The organism is Actinoplanes sp. NPDC024001 (genome assembly GCF_040638955.1).
In the GTDB taxonomy this organism is placed as follows: Bacteria; Actinomycetota; Actinomycetes; order Mycobacteriales; family Micromonosporaceae; genus Actinoplanes.
This window is the reverse complement of the sequence record NZ_JBEZZB010000010.1, coordinates 1-19340: the sequence shown is the minus strand read 5'-3', so window position 1 is coordinate 19340 and position 19340 is coordinate 1. Positions and strand designations below refer to the sequence as shown.

General features: G+C 71.5%; 20 protein-coding genes. 16 read left to right on the top strand and 4 right to left on the bottom strand.

Going from position 1 to position 19340, the window contains the following annotated elements; genetic code table 11:
• The first annotated feature begins 9 nt into the window (after positions 1–9).
• Genes AB0F81_RS06110 through AB0F81_RS06090 form a run of 5 tightly spaced genes read left to right on the top strand, consistent with a single transcriptional unit; the run spans position 10 to position 4948 of the window.
• Positions 10–951 carry a VOC family protein gene (locus AB0F81_RS06110; protein ID WP_360191731.1) on the top strand — a complete coding sequence of 314 codons (942 nt, stop codon included), beginning with the start codon at positions 10–12 and terminating at the stop codon, positions 949–951.
• Positions 951–1874 carry a fumarylacetoacetate hydrolase family protein gene (locus tag AB0F81_RS06105; protein ID WP_360191728.1) on the top strand — a complete coding sequence of 308 codons (924 nt, stop codon included), beginning with the start codon at positions 951–953 and terminating at the stop codon, positions 1872–1874. The genes AB0F81_RS06110 and AB0F81_RS06105 overlap by 1 nt, the downstream gene beginning before the upstream one ends.
• Positions 1875–3017: an alpha/beta fold hydrolase gene (locus AB0F81_RS06100; RefSeq protein WP_360191725.1), complete on the top strand. Its 1143-nt coding sequence runs from the start codon at positions 1875–1877 to the stop codon at positions 3015–3017.
• Positions 3014–3973, top strand: coding sequence for a cyclase family protein (locus tag AB0F81_RS06095; protein ID WP_360191722.1), 960 nt, complete (start codon positions 3014–3016; stop codon positions 3971–3973). The genes AB0F81_RS06100 and AB0F81_RS06095 overlap by 4 nt, the downstream gene beginning before the upstream one ends.
• A gap of 9 nt (positions 3974–3982) precedes the next feature.
• Positions 3983–4948 carry a phosphotransferase gene (locus tag AB0F81_RS06090; RefSeq protein ID WP_360191719.1) on the top strand — a complete coding sequence of 322 codons (966 nt, stop codon included), beginning with the start codon at positions 3983–3985 and terminating at the stop codon, positions 4946–4948.
• A gap of 170 nt (positions 4949–5118) precedes the next feature.
• Here AB0F81_RS06090 and AB0F81_RS06085 read toward each other — a convergent pair whose 3' ends face one another.
• Positions 5119–5430 (bottom strand): DUF3817 domain-containing protein, encoded by a 312-nt coding sequence (locus tag AB0F81_RS06085; RefSeq protein WP_360191923.1) that lies wholly within the window; start codon positions 5428–5430, stop codon positions 5119–5121.
• 126 nt (positions 5431–5556) lie between these two features.
• On the opposite strand from AB0F81_RS06085, the gene AB0F81_RS06080 reads away from it, so the two are divergent.
• Positions 5557–5718: a hypothetical protein gene (locus tag AB0F81_RS06080; RefSeq protein WP_360191716.1), complete on the top strand. Its 162-nt coding sequence runs from the start codon at positions 5557–5559 to the stop codon at positions 5716–5718.
• Between the two features lie 10 nt (positions 5719–5728).
• Positions 5729–5977: a hypothetical protein gene (locus tag AB0F81_RS06075; RefSeq protein WP_360191713.1), complete on the top strand. Its 249-nt coding sequence runs from the start codon at positions 5729–5731 to the stop codon at positions 5975–5977.
• Here AB0F81_RS06075 and AB0F81_RS06070 read toward each other — a convergent pair.
• On the bottom strand, positions 5949–6752 hold the full coding sequence (locus tag AB0F81_RS06070; protein WP_360191710.1) for an SAM-dependent methyltransferase: 804 nt from the start codon (positions 6750–6752) through the stop codon (positions 5949–5951). The two genes, AB0F81_RS06075 and AB0F81_RS06070, sit on opposite strands and share 29 nt — an antisense overlap.
• Positions 6753–6831: 79 nt before the next feature.
• On the opposite strand from AB0F81_RS06070, the gene AB0F81_RS06065 reads away from it, so the two are divergent.
• Positions 6832–9138, top strand: a complete 2307-nt coding sequence (locus AB0F81_RS06065) for a PAS domain S-box protein (RefSeq protein ID WP_360191707.1) — start codon at positions 6832–6834, stop codon at positions 9136–9138.
• 17 nt (positions 9139–9155) lie between these two features.
• On the top strand, positions 9156–11258 hold the full coding sequence (locus tag AB0F81_RS06060; protein ID WP_360191704.1) for a glycoside hydrolase family 15 protein: 2103 nt from the start codon (positions 9156–9158) through the stop codon (positions 11256–11258).
• On the opposite strand, the gene AB0F81_RS06055 is transcribed toward AB0F81_RS06060, so the two are convergent.
• Entirely contained in the window at positions 11230–11700 is a 471-nt protein-coding gene (locus tag AB0F81_RS06055) for a hypothetical protein (protein WP_360191701.1), read from the bottom strand. The two genes, AB0F81_RS06060 and AB0F81_RS06055, sit on opposite strands and share 29 nt — an antisense overlap.
• A 76-nt stretch (positions 11701–11776) precedes the next feature.
• On the opposite strand from AB0F81_RS06055, the gene AB0F81_RS06050 reads away from it, so the two are divergent.
• Positions 11777–12553, top strand: a complete 777-nt coding sequence (locus AB0F81_RS06050) for an SAM-dependent methyltransferase (protein ID WP_360191698.1) — start codon at positions 11777–11779, stop codon at positions 12551–12553.
• Here the strand turns inward: AB0F81_RS06050 and AB0F81_RS06045 are convergent.
• The gene (locus tag AB0F81_RS06045; protein WP_360191695.1) at positions 12540–12884 is read right to left on the bottom strand and encodes a cupin domain-containing protein; all 345 of its coding nucleotides are present in this window, start codon (positions 12882–12884) and stop codon (positions 12540–12542) included. The two genes, AB0F81_RS06050 and AB0F81_RS06045, sit on opposite strands and share 14 nt — an antisense overlap.
• An 85-nt stretch (positions 12885–12969) precedes the next feature.
• Between AB0F81_RS06045 and AB0F81_RS06040 the strand changes: the two genes are divergently transcribed.
• The 6 genes from AB0F81_RS06040 to AB0F81_RS06015 all read left to right on the top strand — a co-directional run bounded on the left by AB0F81_RS06040 (position 12970) and on the right by AB0F81_RS06015 (position 19223).
• A complete protein-coding gene (locus AB0F81_RS06040; RefSeq protein ID WP_360191692.1) occupies positions 12970–13953 on the top strand; it encodes a sporulation protein in 984 nt (327 codons plus the stop codon).
• A 412-nt stretch (positions 13954–14365) separates the two neighbouring features.
• The gene (locus tag AB0F81_RS06035) at positions 14366–15379 is read left to right on the top strand and encodes an ABC transporter substrate-binding protein (protein ID WP_360191689.1); all 1014 of its coding nucleotides are present in this window, start codon (positions 14366–14368) and stop codon (positions 15377–15379) included.
• A complete protein-coding gene (locus AB0F81_RS06030) occupies positions 15376–16176 on the top strand; it encodes an ABC transporter ATP-binding protein (RefSeq protein WP_360191686.1) in 801 nt (266 codons plus the stop codon). Before AB0F81_RS06035 ends, AB0F81_RS06030 begins: the two co-directional genes overlap by 4 nt.
• Positions 16169–16996, top strand: a complete 828-nt coding sequence (locus AB0F81_RS06025; RefSeq protein WP_360191683.1) for an ABC transporter permease — start codon at positions 16169–16171, stop codon at positions 16994–16996. The genes AB0F81_RS06030 and AB0F81_RS06025 overlap by 8 nt, the downstream gene beginning before the upstream one ends.
• On the top strand, positions 16993–17880 hold the full coding sequence (locus AB0F81_RS06020; protein WP_360191675.1) for a TauD/TfdA family dioxygenase: 888 nt from the start codon (positions 16993–16995) through the stop codon (positions 17878–17880). Before AB0F81_RS06025 ends, AB0F81_RS06020 begins: the two co-directional genes overlap by 4 nt.
• Positions 17880–19223 carry an LLM class flavin-dependent oxidoreductase gene (locus AB0F81_RS06015; RefSeq protein WP_360191672.1) on the top strand — a complete coding sequence of 448 codons (1344 nt, stop codon included), beginning with the start codon at positions 17880–17882 and terminating at the stop codon, positions 19221–19223. The genes AB0F81_RS06020 and AB0F81_RS06015 overlap by 1 nt, the downstream gene beginning before the upstream one ends.
• The last annotated feature ends 117 nt before the right edge of the window (positions 19224–19340 follow it).

Sequence of the window (19340 nt, the reverse complement as noted above, 5' to 3'; positions counted from 1 at the left end):
GGAACGAACATGAACGACGAACGACTGATCACCCACCTGCGCCACGTCGACCTGGCCGTGCCGGACTACGACAAGCAGCTCGAGTTCTACACGGACATGTGGGGCCTGGACGCCGAGACCACCGACGAGGGCATCGCCTTCCTGGCGGCGGCCGGCTCACCCGAGCAGTACTCGGTGCGGCTGCGCAAGGCCGCCGAGAAGCGCCTCGACCTGATCGCCTTCGGCGCCACGAACGAGGCCGACGTGAACGCGCTCGCCGAACGCCTCGGCCGGGCCGGGATCAAGCTGGTCAGCGAGCCGGGCAAGCTGCAGACTCCCGGCGGCGGCTACGGCTTCCGCTTCTTCGACATCGACGGCCGGACCGTCGAGGTCTCCTGCGACGTGGCGGTGCGGCAGCACCGCAGGCTGGAGGAGGGCGAGTCCGTCCCGGTCAAGCTCTCGCACGTGGTGATCAACTCGCCGAACCCGGAGGCGACCGTCGCCTTCTACAACGCCCACCTGAACTTCGCCCTCTCGGACACCCTGATGCACCCGCGGATGGGCGAGATGATGTGGTTCCTGCGGACCAACCGCTGGCACCACAGCCTGGCGATCGCCCGCGGCCCGCACGTCTCGCTGCATCACGCGTCGTTCGAGATGCGCGGCATCGACGAGTACATGCGCGGCACCGGCCGGCTGCTGCGCGGCGGCGTGGAGAAGGTGTGGGGCCCGGGCCGGCACATGGCCGGCAACAACACCTTCAGCTACTTCCTCGACCCGCACGGCAACACCATCGAGTACACCACCGAGCTGGAGGAACTCGACGAGGACACCTGGCACCCGCACCTCTACGACTTCTCCGACCCGACGGTCAGCGACCAGTGGGGCACCGCGAACCCGATGAACGAGTTCGTCGCGAAGCAGTCGTTCAACGACGTCGACCGCGGCGTCTTCGTCGCCCCGCCGGTCTGATGCGGCTCGCCACCTTCCGGCACGACGGCCGGACCCGGACCGGCATCGTCGACGGTGACCTGGTGCGGCCGTTCACCGGCGACCCGGACATGCTCGAGATCATCGGAACCGGCCCGGACGGACGGGACACCGCGCCGGCCGTACCCCTGGCGAGCGTGCGCCTGCTGGCGCCGCTGCGGCCCCGCTCGATCCGTGACTTCGTCGCGTTCGAGGAGCACGTCGAAGGCGTGCGCCGCAGCATCGACGGCGCGAGCGGGGTGCCCGAGGCGTGGTACGCCGCGCCGACCTTCTACTTCACCAACCCGCACACCGTGCTCGGCCCGGACGACGAGGTGCCGTTCCCGGCGGCGTCGGTGGCCCGCGACTTCGAGCTGGAGGTCGCCGCGATCATCGGCCCCGACCAGCGGATCTTCGGCTACACGATCTTCAACGACTGGTCGGCACGGGACCTGCAGAGCCGGGAGATGAAGGTCAGCCTGGGCCCGGCCAAGGGCAAGGACTTCGCCGGCACGCTGGGCCCGTGGATCGTCACCGCCGACGAGCTGGAGAGTCGTAGGAAGGCGGGCTTCCTCGACCTGTGGTGCACGGCGACCGTCAACGGCGCCGAGGTGGGCCGGGACCTGCTCAGCAACATGGGCTGGACCTTCGAGACCATGCTCGCCTACGCCGCCCGGGACAGCCGGGTGGTCGCCGGTGACGTGCTCGGCTCGGGCACGGTCGGCAACGGCGGCTGCCTGGCCGAGCTGTGGGGCCGCAACGGCAAGCAGGATCCGCCCCCGCTGCGCGACGGCGACGTGGTGACGCTGACCGTCGAGGGCATCGGCAGCCTGACGAACACCGTCATCTCCGGACAACCAGCGGGCGAGCTGGAGAAAGTGCGGCGCCGTGACCCGGCTGCCGCGCGAAACGAAAGGCAGCACTGAATGTTCGAGTACTTCCCCGGCAACTACGTCTGGAACCTGGGCGTCGTCGCCACCCTGAACAGCGGCGGCCTGATCGACGAGGTGGACCGCGCCTGCCGTCCGATCCGCGAGCTGGCCGCGCAGGGCTCGGACGTCGGCACCAAGGAGTTCATGGCGTCCTGGGCCCAGGTCGCCGAGGACCTGGCGGCGCAGGCGGCCGCCGACGAGGCCGCCGGGCACCTGCGCACCGCCGGCCAGAAATACCAGCGGGCCACCAACTACCTGGCCCAGGCCGAGCGGATGCAGAGCGCCAAGTCGCCCGACCGCAGGGCCTTCTACCAGCGGCTGCTCGACCTGCAGCAGAAGGCGTTCGACCTGATCGACCCGGACACCACCCGGGTGGCGATCCCGTTCGAGGGGGCGCTGCTGCCGGCGTACTTCAAGAAGGCTCCCGTCGCCGGGCCGGCGCCGACGATCATCCTGTGGAACGGGCTGGACTCCACCAAGGAGCACATGTACGCCTCGGGCTTCGCCCACGAGATGGCGGCCCGCGGGATCAACACCCTGATGGTCGACTGCCCGGGCAGCGGTGAGGCGCTGCGGTTCCTCGGTCTGACCAGCCGGGTGGAGACCGAGGACTGGGCCAAAGCGTGCGTCGACTACCTGCTGACCCGGGACGACGTGCAGGCGGAGAAGATCGGCCTGATCGGGTGGTCGCTCGGCGGCTACTACGCGCCGCGGGCCGCCGCCTTCGAGAAGCGGCTCGCGCTCTGCGTGGCCTGGGGCGCCAACCACGACTGGGGTGCGGTGCAGAAGCGCCGGCTCGAACGGGAAGGGGAGAACCCGGTCCCGCACTACTGGGACCACGTGCTGTGGGTGTGGGGTGAGACCGACCTGGACACGTTCATCAAGAAGGCCGAGGCGGTCAACCTCGACGGGGTGGTCGAGCAGATCACCGTGCCGTTCCTGATCTGCCACGGTGAGAACGACCGGCAGATCCCGCTCGCCTACGCGCACCGCTCCTACGAGCAGGCGGTCAACTCGCCCAAGCGTGAGCTGCGGATCTTCACGGCCGCCGAGGGCGGGGCCGAGCACATCGGGCTGGACCACTTCGCGCACGTGCAGACGTACATCGCCGACTGGGTCGCCGGGGAGTTCGCATGATCGACCGGACGGACCCCGAGGGCGCCATCGCGGCGGCGGCCAAGCGCTGCTCCAACTGGGGGCGGTGGGGTGCGGACGACGTACGCGGAACCATGAACTTCCTGACCCCGCAGAAGCGCACGCAGGGCGCATCGCTGGTGCGCCGCGGGGTGTCGTTCTCGCTGTCGCAGTCGTTCGACGCGAACGGCCCGCAGAAAGGCTGGCGCCGGCGCACCAACCCGGTGCACACCATGCTCGACACCGGCACCGACGCGGCCGCCGGGGTGCAGGGCTTCCCGCACGGCATCGGCGGCGCCGACGACGTCATCGCCATGCCGCTGCAGTGCTCGACGCAGTGGGACGGGCTCGGGCACATCTTCGACCACGGCTACGCCTGGAACGGCCGCCTCGCCGCCGAGGTGGTGACCAGCCTGGGCGACTCGCGCACCGGCATCGAGACGGTCGCCGACGTGATCGCCGGGCGCGGCGTGCTGCTGGACGTCGGGCGCACGCTGGGCACCGACGGCGAGCTTCCGGATGGCTTCGCCATCACGGAGGAGCACCTCACGGCCACCATCGACGCGCACGGTGTGCGGGTGGGCCGGGGAGACATCGTTCTCGTCCGTACGGGTCAGCTCGCCCGCGTCCGCCGGGACGGCTGGGGTGACTACGCGGGCGGCCCGGCCCCGGGGCTGTCGTTCACCACTGCCGACTGGCTGCACCGCACCGAGATCGCCGCGATCGCCACCGACACGTGGGGTTTCGAGGTGCGCCCGAACGAGTTCGACGACGCCTTCCAGCCGCTGCACCAGGTGGCGATCCCGCACATCGGCCTGTTCCTCGGCGAGATGTGGGACATGGAGGCGCTCGCCGCGGACTGCGCCGCCGACGGCGTCCACGAGTTCTGGCTGACCGCGGCCCCGCTGCCGATCACCGGGGCGGTCGGCTCCCCGGTCAACCCGATCGCCGTCAAATAGCCTGACCGGATGGCGTTGACCTGGCTGCCCGAGCCGACCGTGGCGGCGCTGCGGGCCGCGCTGCGCACGGTGGCGCCGGACTTGGCCGACGGCACCGTCGTGCCCCGCGGCCTGGAGCCGGACGACGACCCGCAGTGGTGCGCGGCCAGCGCCGTGGTCGACGGCCGGTTCGTGGTGAAGTTCGCCTGGGCCCGGCCGCCGGCGCTGCGGATCTGCCACGAGGCGCGGCTGCTGGCGACGCTGCGGACGGCCGCGCCGTGGATGCCGCTGCCCGTCGTGGTGGCGGCGTCCCGCACCCCGGCGATGCTGGTCACCCGCCGCGCGGACGCGGCGCCGTTCTTCGGCGTGCGGCACCGGATCGCGGCCGCCGACCGGCAGGCCGTCGCGCGTGATCTCGCCGCGGTTCTCGCCGGCCTGCACGACCCGCGGCTGCTGGCAACGGTGTCCGAAGCGCTGGGCCCGCTGCCCCAACCGGCGGCGCACACCTCGACGGACACTCTGCGGGCCCGGTTCGGGGCGCTGATCAGACCCGGCCAGCGGGACGTGGTGTCGTCGTGGTGCGACTGGGCCGACCGGGCACTCGCGGCGCCGGGCCGGACCGTTCTGGTGCACGGCGACTTCCACGGCGACAACCACCTCTGGGAAGGGGAGTCACCGCGGCTGCGCCTGGTCGTCGACTGGGAGACGGCGGGTGCCGGTGAGCCCGAGTTCGACCTGCGCTGTCTGCCCGGGGACTGCGGTGTCGAGCTGTTCACCGCGACGGTGGCGCACTACGAGCGGATCTCCGGCGCCTCGGTGGACGTGGACCGGGTCATGGCCTGGCACCTGCGCACCGTGCTGGATGACGCGCTGTGGCGGGCCGAGGCCGGGGTCGCGTTGCCGGACCGGCGGACGCCGGCGCAGTGGGTGGACGACCTGGACGCGCGGTTCACTGCGCTCGGCACCTTCGGTGGGGCGGGGTCCCCACGGCGGTGACCACCTGCCGTTTCCCGGCGGTCGCGCCGGGGCCGGGAGTGGCTGGGTGAGCGCGCTTGGCCACGGGCGCTTCCGCTTCCGTACCGATCAGGGGTTTGCGGGAGTGCCGGCCGCGCGGTTGGCGGCCCGCGTGGCCGGCACTCGGCTCAGCTTGCCGCCCAGCCTGCCGCTCAGCTTGCCGCCGCGACGGCGGCCTGCGGCCGGCGCCGGGTCACCCAGCGCTCGAAGATCAGCGTGGTGAGCGGCGGGATGGATGACGCCAGGCCGAAGAGCGTGCGCCACAGCGACCAGCGCTCGGCGCGCGCGACCCACAGCGTGGCCGCCAGGTAGGCGACGAACAGCGCGCCGTGCAGCCGGCCGAACAGCCACACCCCGGCCTCGGTGGTCTCGGTGACGTGCTTGAGGTACATGCCGACCAGCAGCCCGGTCCACGAGAACGCCTCGAGGATCGCGGTCACCCGGAACACCCGGAACGCCTGCACGTGGATCTCCTTCTCGATCAAGAACTGCGCCGACGGTACGCGACCGAAGTTGAGTGTTTGCTGTGGGGATGAATCCGTCCTTACCGGGTATTCCGCACCGGGCATCCGTCATCGGAGGGGGAGACCGTGCCGAAGATCGTCGAGGACAAGCAGGTGAGCGCCGACAAATCGGACAAGCCCGAGCCGCTTAGCCGGCACGACCTGTACGAGAAGGCGAAGCAGCGGCAGATCCCCGGCCGGTCGAAGATGTCGCGGGATCAACTGGCCGAGGCCCTCGGCGAGAGCTGACACTGGTGCCGTGGAACGGATCGAGCGGATGCGCCCGTGCCGCCGGTGCGGTCACCCCACCCGGGTCGACCGCATGGTGCAGGGCTACGGGCGCAACTGTGCCGCACTGCTGGGCCTGATCGGCACAACGGTCGACACCGGGCACACCGGCCCGGACCTGCTCGATCTGATCGAGGTCGAGCCGGAGGACCACTGCGACGGCTGGGACCGCCCGGCCGACGCCGGGGTGCCTATCTCACGCCGACGCCGCCCAGCATGACGCCGGCGACCGGCTCCGGCAGCCGCGGCTCGTCCGGGCCGGGCCGCCACGCCTGCACGCCGACCAGGCCGGGCTCGACCAGCCGCCACCCCTCGAAGAAGCGGGCCACCTGCTCCGCGTCGCGCGGCACCAGCGGCGTGCCGGTGCGGTTGTAGAGGTCGGCGAGCCGGTCCACCTCCGCCGAGGAGGAACCGCCGGCGCCGTGCGAGATCACCAGCAGGCTGCCGGGTGCGGCGGCCTCCCGGTAGGCGCGCAGGGCGGCGGGCAGCAGCGGGCTGTCCGGCACGAAGTGCAGCACGGCGATCATCAGGACGGCGACCGGCCGGCTCAGGTCCAGCAGGTCACGGACCTCCGGCTCGGCCAGCAGGATCTTCGGCTGCTGCAGGTCGCCGTGCACCACGGCGGTGTGCGGATCGCCGTCGACGAGGTGCCGGGCATAGAGCACGGCGGTCGGATCGATGTCGACGTAGACCACCCGGGTGTCCGGGGCGACCGCCTGCGCCACCTCGTGGACGTTGTGCATGGTCGGGATGCCGGAGCCCAGATCGAGGAACTGGCGGATGCCGTGGTCGATCGCGTACCGCACGGTCCGGCGCAGGAAGGCCCGGTTGGCCTGGGCGACCAGCGGGGTCTGCGGCATCATCTCGACGGCGCGGGCGGCGACCGCCCGGTCGGCGGCGAAGTTGTGCGTGCCGCCGAGGAACGCGTCGTAGATGCGCGCGGCGCTGGGGCGGTTCGGATCGATCGTGGCGGGCGGCTCCGGAGTACTGCTCACCTCGCCAGGTTTTCTCAGATTCGCCATCCGCATACCCGGAATATCCGAATAGACTTACTTTAGAGGGCGGGAGGTAGCGGTGGAGCCACGCGAGATCCCGGGGCTCCTGCTCGACACCGCCCCGGACGCGATCATCGTCAGCCGCTCGGACGGCGCCATCACCCTGGCCAATCGCCGGGCACACGAGATGTTCGGCTATCGCGCCGAAACCCTGGTGGGCACCTCGGTCGACGCCCTGGTCCCGCCGGACGTGCGGGACCGGCACCCGGCGCAGCGCGCCGGATATCTCAGCGGTGAGCACCGGCCGCTGCGCCGCCTGCCGCTGCGCGGCCTGCGCCTCGACGGCACCGTCTTCGCCGTCGAGGTCTCGCTCTCCGCGGTCAGCGCGCCCGACGGTGAGACGTACGTGACCGCGGTGCTCCGTGACGACACCGCGCAACGGGAGGCGGCCCGGACCCGCGCGCTGCTCGCCTCGATCGTCCAGTCGTCGCACGACGCGATCGTCACCACCGACCTGCAGGGCCGGGTGCTCTCCTGGAACCCCGGCGCCGAGATGCTCTACGGGTACCCGGCCGCCGACATGATCGGCAAACCGGTCGACGCGATCATCCCGGCCGACCGGCGCACCGACGAGGAACAGGTCCGCCTGCTGGTCCGCCTCGGCGGCCGGGTCGACCGCTACCGCAGCGTCCGGCAGAACGCCAAGGGCGAGACCATCGCGGTCTCCATGCTGATCTCGCCGCTGCTCGACGAGCGCGGCGCCATCTTCGGCACCACCAGCATCGCCCGCGACATCAGCGAACGGGAACGGGCCGAGGCCCGGGTGCAGGCCTTCCTCGACGCCGCCCCGGACGCGATGCTCGGCGTCGGCGAGACCGGCGAGGTGGTGCTGGTCAACGCCGAGGCCGAGCGCCTGTTCGGCTTCCCCCGCTACGACCTGCTGCACATGCCGCTGGACCAGCTGCTGCCGGACGGCCTGCCCCCGGTCTCGGCCGTGCTGCGCACCGGGGGCGACAGCACCCCGCTGGACACCGAACGCGCCGACGACCCGGCCGACCAGCGCTGGGCCACCCGCCGCGCGCTGCGCCGCGGCGGCCTGGAACTGCCGGTCGACATCGCCTGCAGCTCGCTGCACAGCGAGAGCGGCACGGTCATCGTGGTGGTGGTCCGCGACATCACCGAACGGCTCGCCGCCGAGGAGGAACGGCGCCGGCTGCGCGAGGAGACCGACCGGCAGCGCCTGGAGGCCCGGATGCAGCAGGCGCAACGGCTGGAGAGCCTGGGCCAGCTGGCCGGCGGCATCGCCCACGACTTCAACAACCTGCTGGCGGTCATCCTCAACTACGCGTCGTTCATCGTCGAGGACGCCGCGGGCAGTCCGCCGGCGGTCGACGCCGAGCAGATCGCGCGGGCCGCGCGGCGCGGCAGCGACCTCACCCACCAGCTGCTCGCCTTCGCCCGCCGCGAGGTGATCCGGCCCCGGCCGCTCAACCTGAACACGGTGGTCACCGAGGTGCACCAGATGCTGGAGCGGTCCCTCGGCGAGCACATCGCGCTGACCGTGCGCACCACGGCCGGCCTGCCGTCGGTGATGGCCGACCCCGGCCAGCTGGAACAGGTGCTGGTCAACCTGGCGGTCAACGCCCGCGACGCGATGCCGACCGGCGGCCGGCTCACCATCGACACCGCCCGGGTCCAGGTCGACTCGGAGCACGCCGCCGCCCGCGCCGGGCTCGCCCCGGGCCGTTACGTGCGCCTGCGCGTCTCCGACACCGGCACCGGCATGCCGAAGGAGGTGATCGACAAGGCGTTCGAGCCGTTCTTCACCACCAAGCCCAGCGGTCAGGGCACCGGCCTCGGCCTGGCCACCGTCTACGGCATCGTCACGCAGGCCGGTGGCACCGTGCAGATCTACTCCGAGCCGGGGATCGGCACCACCTTCACGATCTTGCTGCCCGCCACCGAGGCGCAGGCCCAGGAGGCCGCGGCCGAGGAGAACACGGCCGAGCTGACCGGGCACGGCGCCACCGTGCTGGTGGTCGAGGACGAGGACGCGCTGCGCGAGGTGACCTGCCGCATCCTGCGGCGCGGCGGCTACACCGTGCTGGCCGCCGGCGGCGGCGAGGAGGCGCTGCGGCTGGCCGCCGAGAACACCGTCGACGTCCTGCTCACCGACGTGATCATGCCGGGCATGCTGGGCAAGGACCTGGCCGACCGGGTGCTGGGCTCCTGGCCGGGCACCAAGGTGCTGTTCATGTCCGGGTACGCCCAGCCGGTCCTGACCACCCACGGCACCCTCGCGGCCGATGTGCACCTTCTGGAGAAACCGTTCACCAGCGCGGAACTGATGCGGGCCCTGCACGACGAGCTTCAGGCCAAGCCGTGATGGTGTAGACCGGAGGCATGTGGACATCGGTAGTTGTCGTTCTCTCGCTGCTGCCTGCGCCGCCGCCACCCGGGCCGGGCATCGACCAGCAGTACCTGCCGGCCGCCAAGACCGGCTTCCTCACCTCGGCGGACACCCGCAGCAAGGTCTGGGCCACCGTGCAGGGTTCCGGTGGGCTCGGCGAGATCTTCTACCCCGACATCGGTGCGCCGAGCGCACGCGCCCTGCAGTTCGTGCTGGCCGGCCCGGACGGGCGGGCGGTCCGCGCCGAGGAGGCGGCCGCGGTCACCACCTCACTGACCAGCGACCGCAGCCTCAGCTACCGGCAGGTCTTCACCGAGCGCTCCGGCCGGTGGAAGCTGTCCGCCTCCTACACCACCGACCCGCGCGCCGCCGGTGTGCTGGTCGACCTGCGCCTCACCACCCGCGGTGACCGCCCGTACCGGCTCTACGCGATCTACGACCCCGCGCTCGGCAACACCCGCGGCGGTGACTCCGGCCGCACCGGCGGCGCCGCCCTGCTCGCCTCCGACGGGCCGGTGAGCAGCGCGTTCACCGCGAGACCCGCCTTCGCCGCGACCTCCAGCGGCTACGCCGGCGTCTCCGACGGCTGGACCGACCTGCTCGCCGACGGCCGGATGGACTGGCGCTACCGCAGCGCCGGGCCGGGCAGCCTGGTGCAGACCGGCGAGGTCAGGCTGGCCCGGCACCGGGCGACACTCGCGCTCGGCTTCGGGCCCTCGGCCGGGCAGGCCCTCGGCGTCGCCCGGTCCGCGCTGGACCGCGGCTTCGGCCGGGTCGCCCGGGACTACGCCGCCGGCTGGGCCCGCTACCTGGCGTCCGTCGACCGGGCGCCGGCCGTCGCCGACCGCGGCCTCTACCGGGTCTCCGCGATGGTCCTGGCGGCCAGCGAGGACAAGACGCACCGCGGCGCGTACGTGGCCGCCCCCGCCGCCCCGTGGGCGTTCGGCCGCGACGACCCGTCCGGGCCGTACCACCTGATCTGGGCGCGTGACCTCTACCAGATCGCGACCGGGCTGCTCGCCGCCGGTGACCGGGCCGGCGCCGAACGGGCGCTGGACTACCTGTTCACCGTGCAGCAGAAGCCGGACGGCTCGTTCCCGCAGAATTCCCGGCTCGACGGCACCCCGGTGTGGGCCGGCCTGCAGCTCGACGAGGTCGCGTTGCCGCTGGTGCTGGCGTACCAGCTGGGGCGCACCGACGCGGCGACCTGGAGCGGGGTGAGGAAGGCCGCCGACTTCCTGATCGGCTACGAGGGCGCGCCGTTCAGCCCGCAGGACCGCTGGGAGAACCAGTCCGGTTACTCGCCGGCCACCATCGCGGCGCAGATCGCCGGGCTGGTCTGCGCGGCCGCGATCGCCCGCGCCAACGGCGACACCGCCGCCTCGGCCCGCTACCTGGCGACCGCCGACGACTGGCGGGCGAACGTCAAGGGCTGGACGGTGACCAGCACCGGGCCGTACTCGGCGAAGCCGTACTTCCTGCGGCTCACCAAGGACGGGCAGCCGGACCGCGGCACCACGTACGACATCGGCGACAGCGGTCCCACCGGCGTCGACCAGCGGCGCGTCGTCGACCCGGGCTTCCTGGAGCTGGTCCGGCTCGGCGTGCTGCCGGCCGCCGACCCGGCGATCCGCAACTCCCTCGACGTGGTCGACGACCAGCTCGGCGTGCCCACCCGGCGGGGCCTGTTCTGGTACCGCGCCTCGTTCGACGGCTTCGGCGAGAAGGCCGACGGCAGCCAGTGGGACTACGACCTGCCGCCGGGCTCGCGGATCACCCGGGGCCGGGCCTGGCCGCTGCTCAACGGCGAGCGCGGCGAGTACCTGATCGCCGCCGGTGACCTGCGGGCCGCCCGGGCGCAGCTGGCCACCATGGCCCGCGCCGCCGGACCCGGTCTGCTGCTGCCCGAGCAGGTGTGGGACCGGCAGCCGCCGTACCGTGAGCCGGGCACACCGACCACCTCGGCGACCCCGCTGACCTGGACCCACGCCCAGTACCTGCGGCTGGCCCGCGACCTCGAGGCGGGCCGGGTCCTGGAACAGCCGGCCGTGGTGGCCGAGCGTTACCTCACGGGTTCGACACCGCGGACAGGATGATCCCGAAACACCCGCACAGGGCCAGCGCCACCGCGGTGATCAGCAGGATCACCGCGGCGGCCAGGCCGGGGTAACGCTGCGGGGGAGTGCCGAGGGCGCCACCCATGAAGGAGAGCAGGGGCGCCCGGTACTCCAGCTCGACGGTGCCGCCCGGGGTCGCCACCACGGTGGTCTCGGCCGTGCCGATCCGGGCCGGCAACAGGTAGGGCACGTGCACGTGGACGAGATGCGGCCCGAACGCCACCGAGGTGACCACCCGGCCCCACATCGCCGGCACGTCCTGACCGTCCACCTCGAGCACCGGGGTGAACAGGCCGAGCAGGAAGGCGAGCGGCGCGTATTTCATCGTCACCGCGATCGCCGAGTCGCCGTTGCCGCGCGAGTCATCGACCGGCGGGATGCCGGGCAGGACGGGCCGGTGAGGCGGCGCTTGGGTGACCAACGCTGAACCTTTCCCGAGGTCGCCCGGGAAGAATATGCCGGATCCGGCGGCTGGAAAACCCGGTTAAGATTCCACAGTGGATCAGGAGACGGTCTCACCGGCCCGCCGATGGAACTACTGGCTCGGCGGCAAGGACCACTTCCGGGCGGACCGGGAGTCCGGCGAGCGGATCGCCCGGGCATATCCGGCGATCCGGGTGGCCGCCCGGCAGGGCCGGGCGTTCCACGGGCGGGTGATCCGCCACCTCACCCGCGAGGCCGGGATCCGGCAGTTCATCGACATCGGCACCGGCCTGCCCGCGCCGGACAACACGCACGACGTGGCCCAGGCGATCGCGCTGGACAGCCGGGTGGTCTACGTCGACAACGACCCGATGGTGCTGGCGCACGCCCGCGCCCTGATGAACGGCGGCGCCACCACCTATGTGCACGGCGACCTGCGCGACCCGGGCGCGATCCTGGGCTCCGCGGAGCTGCGCGGCACCCTCGATTTGAGCCGGCCGGTCGCCATCCTGCTGATCGCGGTGCTGCACTTCATCGCCGACGACGCCCGGGCCCGCGCGGTGGTCGGCGAGCTGCTCGCCGCCGCCGCGCCCGGCAGCTACCTGGTGGTGACCAACTCGACCAAGGACTTCGTCGCCCCCGAGGTGGCCGCCCGCTACGACGCGCTGCTCGCCGCCGGCCACACCGACGCCTGGCCCCGCGACCGGGCCACCTTCGCGGGCTTCCTCGACGGCCTGGAGCTGCTCGAACCCGGCGTGGTGGCGCTCAGCGAGTGGCGGCCCGAGCACCACGACCGGCCCACCCCGGCCGAGGTCTCCATGTACGGCGCGGTCGGCCTCAAGCCCCGGTGACGTAAACCTTGCGCAGCGGCTCGCTGACGTGCCACACGGTCCGCGTGCCGGCGGCCAGCCGGACCAGGTCACCGGGGCCGACCGGCACCCGGCCGCCGCCCTCGACCTCGATCTCGGCCCGGCCGGAGAGCAGCACGAACGCCTCCTCGGCCTCCACGTCGCGGACCGCGCCGGCGCTCATCTCCCAGACGCCGATCTCGGCGCCGAGCCCGGGCAGCGTGGTGACCGTGACCGCGCCGGTGGTCGGGCTGCCGCCGACCACCGCCTCCGGGGGCGCCGGTTCGTGCGGCACGGCGACATCGGCCAGGTGAAAGACGGTGACAGGCTCCATGATCTTGCACAATAGCTCTCAGGATTCGTTCAGCGGGTGTTGATACTTTTTCGAGCCGTCGGACCGTTGAAGCAGGAGAAACATCGTGGTCTTCAAGAAGTTGCTGGGTGCCCTCGGGGTGGGCGGGCTCAGCGTGGACACTGTGCTGTCCAACCCCAGCACCTACCCGGGTGCCCCGCTCGCCGGCCAGGTCAACCTGGTGGGTGGCACCCAGGACGCCGACATCGAGCACATCACCCTCGGCCTGGTGACGCGCATGGAGGTCGAGGGCGGTGGCGGTGACTACTCGGCCGTCGCGGACTTCCTCCGGGTCCCGGTGACCGGGCCGATGCGGCTCGCCGCCGGCCAGCAGCTCTCCCTGCCGTTCCGGTTCGACATGCCGTGGGAGACGCCGATCACCGCGGCGTACGGGCAGCAGCTGCGCGGCATGGTGATGGGAGTGCGCACCGAGGTGGCGATCGCCCGGGCCATCGACAAGGGCGACCTGGACCCGGTGCACGTGCACCCGCTCCCGATCCACCAGCGGATCATGGACGCGTTCGCCCAGCTCGGCTTCCACTTCAAGTCCGCCGACCTGGAGTACGGGCAGATCTACGGCGTGCACCAGACGCTCCCGTTCTACCAGGAGATCGAGTACTACCCGCCGCAGCAGTACGCGCACGCCGGCATCAACGAGGTCGAGCTGACCTTCGTGACCAACCCGAACACGGTCGAGGTGGTCCTCGAGTTCGACAAGCGCGGCGGCCTGTTCACCCAGGGCCACGACACCTACGGGCGTTACACCGTCTCGCACGCCGACGCCGACACCACCGACTGGCGGCAGGTCGTCGACGGCTGGGTGCGCCAGGCGGTCGACAAGCGCAAGTCGATGCCGGGCTTCGGCGCGCCGGCCGGCTACGGCCACCCGCAGCCGGGCTACGGCCACGGCCACCACGGCCACTACCGCCGGCACGGCGGCTCGGGCATGGGCGGCGCCGCCATGGGCATCGCCGGTGGCCTGGCCGCCGGCTATCTGGCCGGTGAGGCGATCGAGGAGATCGGCGAGGACTTCGGCGGCGACTTCGAGTAACCGAGCGTTCAGCGCAAAGGGCGAGGCAGCGGCTGCCTCGCCCTTTTTGCTGGAACCATATCCCACTCACCCTATGGGAAATGTATGTGGGCTGGGTCACAAAGTGGCTGACGCGGGGACCCGGCGGCGTCTACGTTTCAGGGCATGAACCGGAGCAAGCGTCTGACCCGGCGCCGCTTCGTCGACTACCTCCGGGTGTGTACCTGCGCCTGTTGAGTCCGACGGCGGAGCCCTCGCCGCCCTGACCGATCCACCGTCGCCGCGCATCGTCGCCCGGCCGTCGCCTCCGGCCCATCCGGGCGCAGCAACTCCCGCAACCGCCGGGCCCGCCGGCGCGCTGAACCCTGCCTTCTTCCGCCGACGGCTTCGCAAGCCGCTCGGCCGATGACGCCTACCCGAGAAGGAGTCCTCCATGGCCACCCGCAGATCCGCACTCGCTGCCGCAGCAGCCGGCATCCTGACCGCCGCACTGCTCTCCGCATGCGGCGGATCCGACGCCGCGGCCGCCGGCGAGCAGGCGAAGGAGCTGCGCTACCAGGGCTGGGTGGGCACCGTCACGCCCGCCGAGCTGGCCGAGAGTCTCGGCTATCTCGACGACGTCAGACTCAAATGGATCGGCAACACCATCAGCGGCCCGCAGGACATCCAGGCCGCCACCACCGGCGACACCGACTTCGGTGGCGCCTTCAACGGCGCCATCGTCAAGCTCAAGGCCTCCAAGGCGCCGATCACCGCGGTGGTCAGCTACTACGGCTCGGACAAGGGCAACTACAGCGGCTTCTTCGTGCTGAAGGACAGCCCGATCAAGACCGCCAAGGACCTGATCGGCAAGAAGATCGGCGTCAACACGCTCGGCGCGCACGCCGAGGCGATCACCAAGACCTACCTGACCCGCGCCGGGCTCACGCCCGACGAGATCAAGCAGGTCGAGCTGATCGTGGTGCCACCGGTCAACACCGAGCAGTCGCTGCGGGCCGGCCAGATCGACGTCGCCGCGCTCAGTGGCACGCTGCGCGACGTCGCGATCGAGCACGGCGGCATCCGCCCGCTCTACACCGACGTCGACCTGCTGGGCGACTTCAACGGCGGCAGCTACGTGCTGCGTGACGACTTCATCAAGAAGAACCCCGACACCGTACGGAAATTCACCACCGGCGTCGCCAAGGCCGTCGACTGGTCCCGTGCACAGCCGCCGGCCACCGTGCAGGCCAAGTTCAAGGAGATCATCGCCAAGCGCGGCCGCAACGAGGACGACAGCCAGGTCAAGTTCTGGAAGAGCTACGGCGTCGTCAGCCCCGGCGGCCGGATCGCTGACACCGACTTCAGCGTCTGGATCGACTGGCTCAACGGCACCGGCGAGCTGAAGAAGAACGACCTCAAGCCCGCCGACCTCTACAGCAACGAGTACAACGGGGCAGCCTCATGAGCAAGATCCGCTTCGACGGGGTGGGCAAGACCTTCACCGCCCGCGGCCGGACCGTCACCGCCCTGCAGGACATCACCCTCGACGTGCACGACGGCGAGTTCCTGGTCATCGTCGGCCCCAGCGGCTGCGGCAAGTCCACCCTGCTCGACCTGCTCGGCGGCCTCACCTCGATCAGCAGCGGCCGGATCCTCGTCGACGGCGCCGAGGTCACCGGGCCCGGCCTGGACCGCGGCATCGTCTTCCAGCAGTACGCGCTGCTGCCCTGGCGCACCGCCCAGGGCAACGTCGAATTCGGACTGGAGGCCAAGCACGTGCCCCGCCGGGAGCGTGCCGAGAAGGCCCGGGAATACCTCGACCTGGTCGGCCTCGCCGGCTTCCACGACCGCTACCCGCACGAGCTCTCCGGTGGCATGAAGCAGCGGGTGGCGATCGCCCGCAGCCTCGCCTTCGACCCGGACGTGCTGCTGATGGACGAGCCGTTCGCCGCCCTGGACGCGCAGACCCGCGACGGCCTGCAGGACGAGCTGCTGCGGATCTGGGAGAAGACCGGCAAGACCGTCGTCTTCATCACCCACGGCATCGAGGAGGCCGTCTACCTCGGTCAGCGCGTCGCCGTGATGACGTCCCGGCCGGGCCGGATCAAGCAGATCGTCGACGTGCCGATCGACGCCCGTTCGGCCACCGAGGACCTGCGTTCCGACCCTCAGTTCGCCCACTACCGGCACGAGATCTGGAGCCTGCTGCGCGACGAGGTCAGCAAGGCCCGCAGCGAAGAACTGGAGGTCACCCGTGTCTAGCCTGACCACCGCCCGGGCGCTGCCCGCACCCCGCACGCTGCGGGTGCCGGCCCGGCGCGTCGCACGCTTCACCGGCGCCGTCCTCACCCGGATCGCCGCCCTCGGCGCCCTGGCGCTGGCCTGGGAGATCCTGCCCCGCGTCGGCGCCGTCGACGCGGTCTTCCTGCCACCGCTGTCCGAGGTGCTCGTCGCCTGGTGGGACCTGCTGGCCTCCGGTGAGCTGTGGAGCCACACGTCGGCCAGCCTGGGCCGGTCGGCGGCCGGGTTCGGGCTCGCGATCGCGGTCGCGGTGCCGCTCGGCCTGCTGATCGGCTGGTACACCCCGGTCGCGAACCTGCTCAACCCGCTGCTGGAGGTGTTCCGCAACACCGCGGCGCTCGCCATCCTGCCGGTGTTCGTGCTGATCCTCGGCCTCGGCGAGACCTCCAAGGTCGCGATCATCTTCTACGGGTGCACCTGGCCGATCCTGCTGAACACGGTCAGCGGCGTCCGTACCGTCGACCCGCTCTTGATCAAGTCGGCCCGGTCGCTCGGCCTCGGCCCGGTCCGCCTGTTCCAGAAGGTGGTGCTGCCGGCGGCCGTACCCACGATCTTCACCGGCATCCGGCTTGCCGGTGCCGCCTCGATCCTCATCCTGATCGCCGCCGAGATGGTCGGCGCGAAAGCCGGCCTCGGCTACCTCATCAACTACGCCCAGTACAACTTCGCCGTCCCCGACATGTACGCCGGGATCATCACGATCTCCGCGATCGGCCTGCTGGTCAATCAGCTCCTCGTCGTCACCGAACGCCGCTTCTCTACCTGGAGGACCCACTCATGAGTCTCACCGTCAACCGCATCGGCGGCCGGATCGGCGCCGAGATCACCGGCGTCGACCTGACCGGAGAGTTCGACGCCCAGGCGATTCACGACGCCTTCGTGGAACACAAGGTCCTCGTCTTCCGCAGCCAGCATCTCGACGACGAACAGCACCAGCGGTTCGCCTCGATCTTCGGCGAGCTGACCCTCGCCCACCCGACCGTCCCGTCGGTCGACGGCCAGGCCAACGTGCTGGAGGTGGCCGGCGGCGAGGGCGCCCGGGCCAACGCCTGGCACACCGACGTCACCTTCGTCATCGCCCCGCCGAAGGCCACCACGCTGCGCAGCCTGGTCATCCCGCCGTACGGCGGCGACACCCTCTTCTCGAACACCGCCGCCGCCTACGCCGACCTGCCCGAGCACCTGCGGTTCCTGGCCGACCGGCTGTGGGCTGAGCACTCCAACGCCTACGACTACGCCGAGCACCCGCAGTTCCGCTCCAGCGAGGCCGAGGAGTACCAGAAGGTCTTCGAGTCCACCCGCTACCGCACCGCCCACCCGGTCGTCCGCGTCAACCCGGACTCCGGCCGGCCGAACCTGTTCATCGGCAACTTCGTCACCGGCATCCTCGGCCTGTCCCGCACCGAGTCCCGCGACATCCTGCGCCTGCTCCAGCACTACGTGACCCGGCCGGAGAACACCCTGCGCCACAGGTGGCAGGTCGGCGACATCGTCGTCTGGGACAACCGCAGCACCCAGCACTACGCCGCCGACGACTACGGCGACCTGGCCCGCAAGCTGCACCGGGTCACCGTCGCCGGCGACGTGCCGGTCAGCCTGGACGGCACCAAGAGCTGGATCCTCGAAGGCGACGAGGCCACCCACTACACCCCGCGGGTGCAGTGATGCTGCATCTCAACGCGTTCCTGATGAGCGTCGGGCACCATGAGGCGTCCTGGCGGCTCCCGGAGAGCGACCCGCACGCCGACCTCGACGTCGAGCACTTCAAGAACCTCGCCCGGATCGCCGAGCGCGGCAAACTCGACTCGGTCTTCCTGGCCGACGGCCCGGTGCTCTGGGACCAGGTGGGCCGCCGCCCGTCCGGCGTCCTCGAACCGACCGTGCTGCTCACCGCCCTGGCCGGGGCCACGTCGCACATCGGGCTGATCGCGACCGCGTCGACCACCTACAACGAGCCGTACAACCTGGCCCGCCGCTTCGCCTCGCTGGACATCGTCAGCGGCGGCCGGGCCGGCTGGAACATCGTCACCACCGCCGGGCTGGACGCCGCCCGCAACTTCAACCTGGACGCGCTGCCCGCGCACAGCGAGCGCTACGAGCGCGCCGCCGAGTTCGTCGACGTCTCCCTCAAGCTCTGGGACTCCTGGGACGACGAGGCCATCGTCGCCGACAAGGAGCGCGGCGTCTGGGGCGACGACGACAAGATCTACCCACCGGCGCACCGCGGCCGCTACTACTCGGTGGCCGGGGCGCTCAACGTCCCGCGCTCCGCGCAGGGACACCCCGTTCTGGTCCAGGCAGGCTCGTCGGAGAACGGTCGCAACTTCGCAGCCCGGTACGCCGAAGCGGTGTTCACGGCACACCAGAGGCTGTCCGACGCCACCGAGTTCGCCGACGACCTGAGACGACGGGCCGCCGAACACGGCCGCGACCCGGCACACGTCAAGATCCTGCCCGGCATCGTCCCGATCATCGGCGCCACCTCCTCGGAGGCCCGCGCTCGGGAAGCGGAACTGAACAATCTGATCCGCCCCGAGTACGCGATCCGGCAACTCGCCGAACTGCTCGGCGTGGCCGAATCCGGCCTGGACCTCGACGCCGAACTGCCGACCCACCTGCCGGAAGAGGCTGAGATCGAGGGCGCCAAGAGCCGCCGCACGCTGGTGGTCAACCTCGGCCGCCGGGAACGGCTCACCGTCCGCGAACTCATCGCCCGCCTCGGCGGCGGCCGCGGCCACCTCACCTTCACCGGCACGCCGGTGCAGGTCGCCGATCAGATCGAGAACTGGTACGCGGCCGGCGCCGCCGACGGCTTCAACATCATGCCGCCGGTGCTGCCGTCCGGGCTCCAGGCGTTCGTCGACCACGTGGTGCCGATCCTGCAGGAACGCGGACTGTTCCGCACCGAGTACACCGGCCGCACCCTGCGCGACCACTACGGCCTGCCCCGGCCGGCCAACCGCAACACCGCCGCCGCATCCCGGCGGCTGGCCGCCGTGCACGTCTGACCCACTCGCGCCACGCCCGGCGGCTGGCCGCCGTGCACGTCTGACCCACTCGTGCCACGCCCGGCGGCTGGCCGCCGTGCACGTCTGACCCACCCGCGCCACGCCCGGAGGCTGGCC

What these genes read in the sequence shown, in the direction of transcription:
- AB0F81_RS06100 (WP_360191725.1), top strand. Translation starts at nt 1,875, where the DNA reads ATGTTCGAGTACTTCCCCGGCAACTACGTCTGGAACCTGGGCGTCGTC.
- AB0F81_RS06095 (WP_360191722.1), top strand. Translation starts at nt 3,014, where the DNA reads ATGATCGACCGGACGGACCCCGAGGGCGCCATCGCGGCGGCGGCCAAG.
- AB0F81_RS06030 (WP_360191686.1), top strand. Translation starts at nt 15,376, where the DNA reads ATGAGCAAGATCCGCTTCGACGGGGTGGGCAAGACCTTCACCGCCCGC.
- AB0F81_RS06090 (WP_360191719.1), top strand. Translation starts at nt 3,983, where the DNA reads ATGGCGTTGACCTGGCTGCCCGAGCCGACCGTGGCGGCGCTGCGGGCC.
- AB0F81_RS06015 (WP_360191672.1), top strand. Translation starts at nt 17,880, where the DNA reads ATGCTGCATCTCAACGCGTTCCTGATGAGCGTCGGGCACCATGAGGCG.
- AB0F81_RS06105 (WP_360191728.1), top strand. Translation starts at nt 951, where the DNA reads ATGCGGCTCGCCACCTTCCGGCACGACGGCCGGACCCGGACCGGCATC.
- AB0F81_RS06110 (WP_360191731.1), top strand. Translation starts at nt 10, where the DNA reads ATGAACGACGAACGACTGATCACCCACCTGCGCCACGTCGACCTGGCC.
- AB0F81_RS06060 (WP_360191704.1), top strand. Translation starts at nt 9,156, where the DNA reads ATGTGGACATCGGTAGTTGTCGTTCTCTCGCTGCTGCCTGCGCCGCCG.
- AB0F81_RS06045 (WP_360191695.1), bottom strand. Translation starts at nt 12,884, where the DNA reads ATGGAGCCTGTCACCGTCTTTCACCTGGCCGATGTCGCCGTGCCGCAC.
- AB0F81_RS06035 (WP_360191689.1), top strand. Translation starts at nt 14,366, where the DNA reads ATGGCCACCCGCAGATCCGCACTCGCTGCCGCAGCAGCCGGCATCCTG.
- AB0F81_RS06020 (WP_360191675.1), top strand. Translation starts at nt 16,993, where the DNA reads ATGAGTCTCACCGTCAACCGCATCGGCGGCCGGATCGGCGCCGAGATC.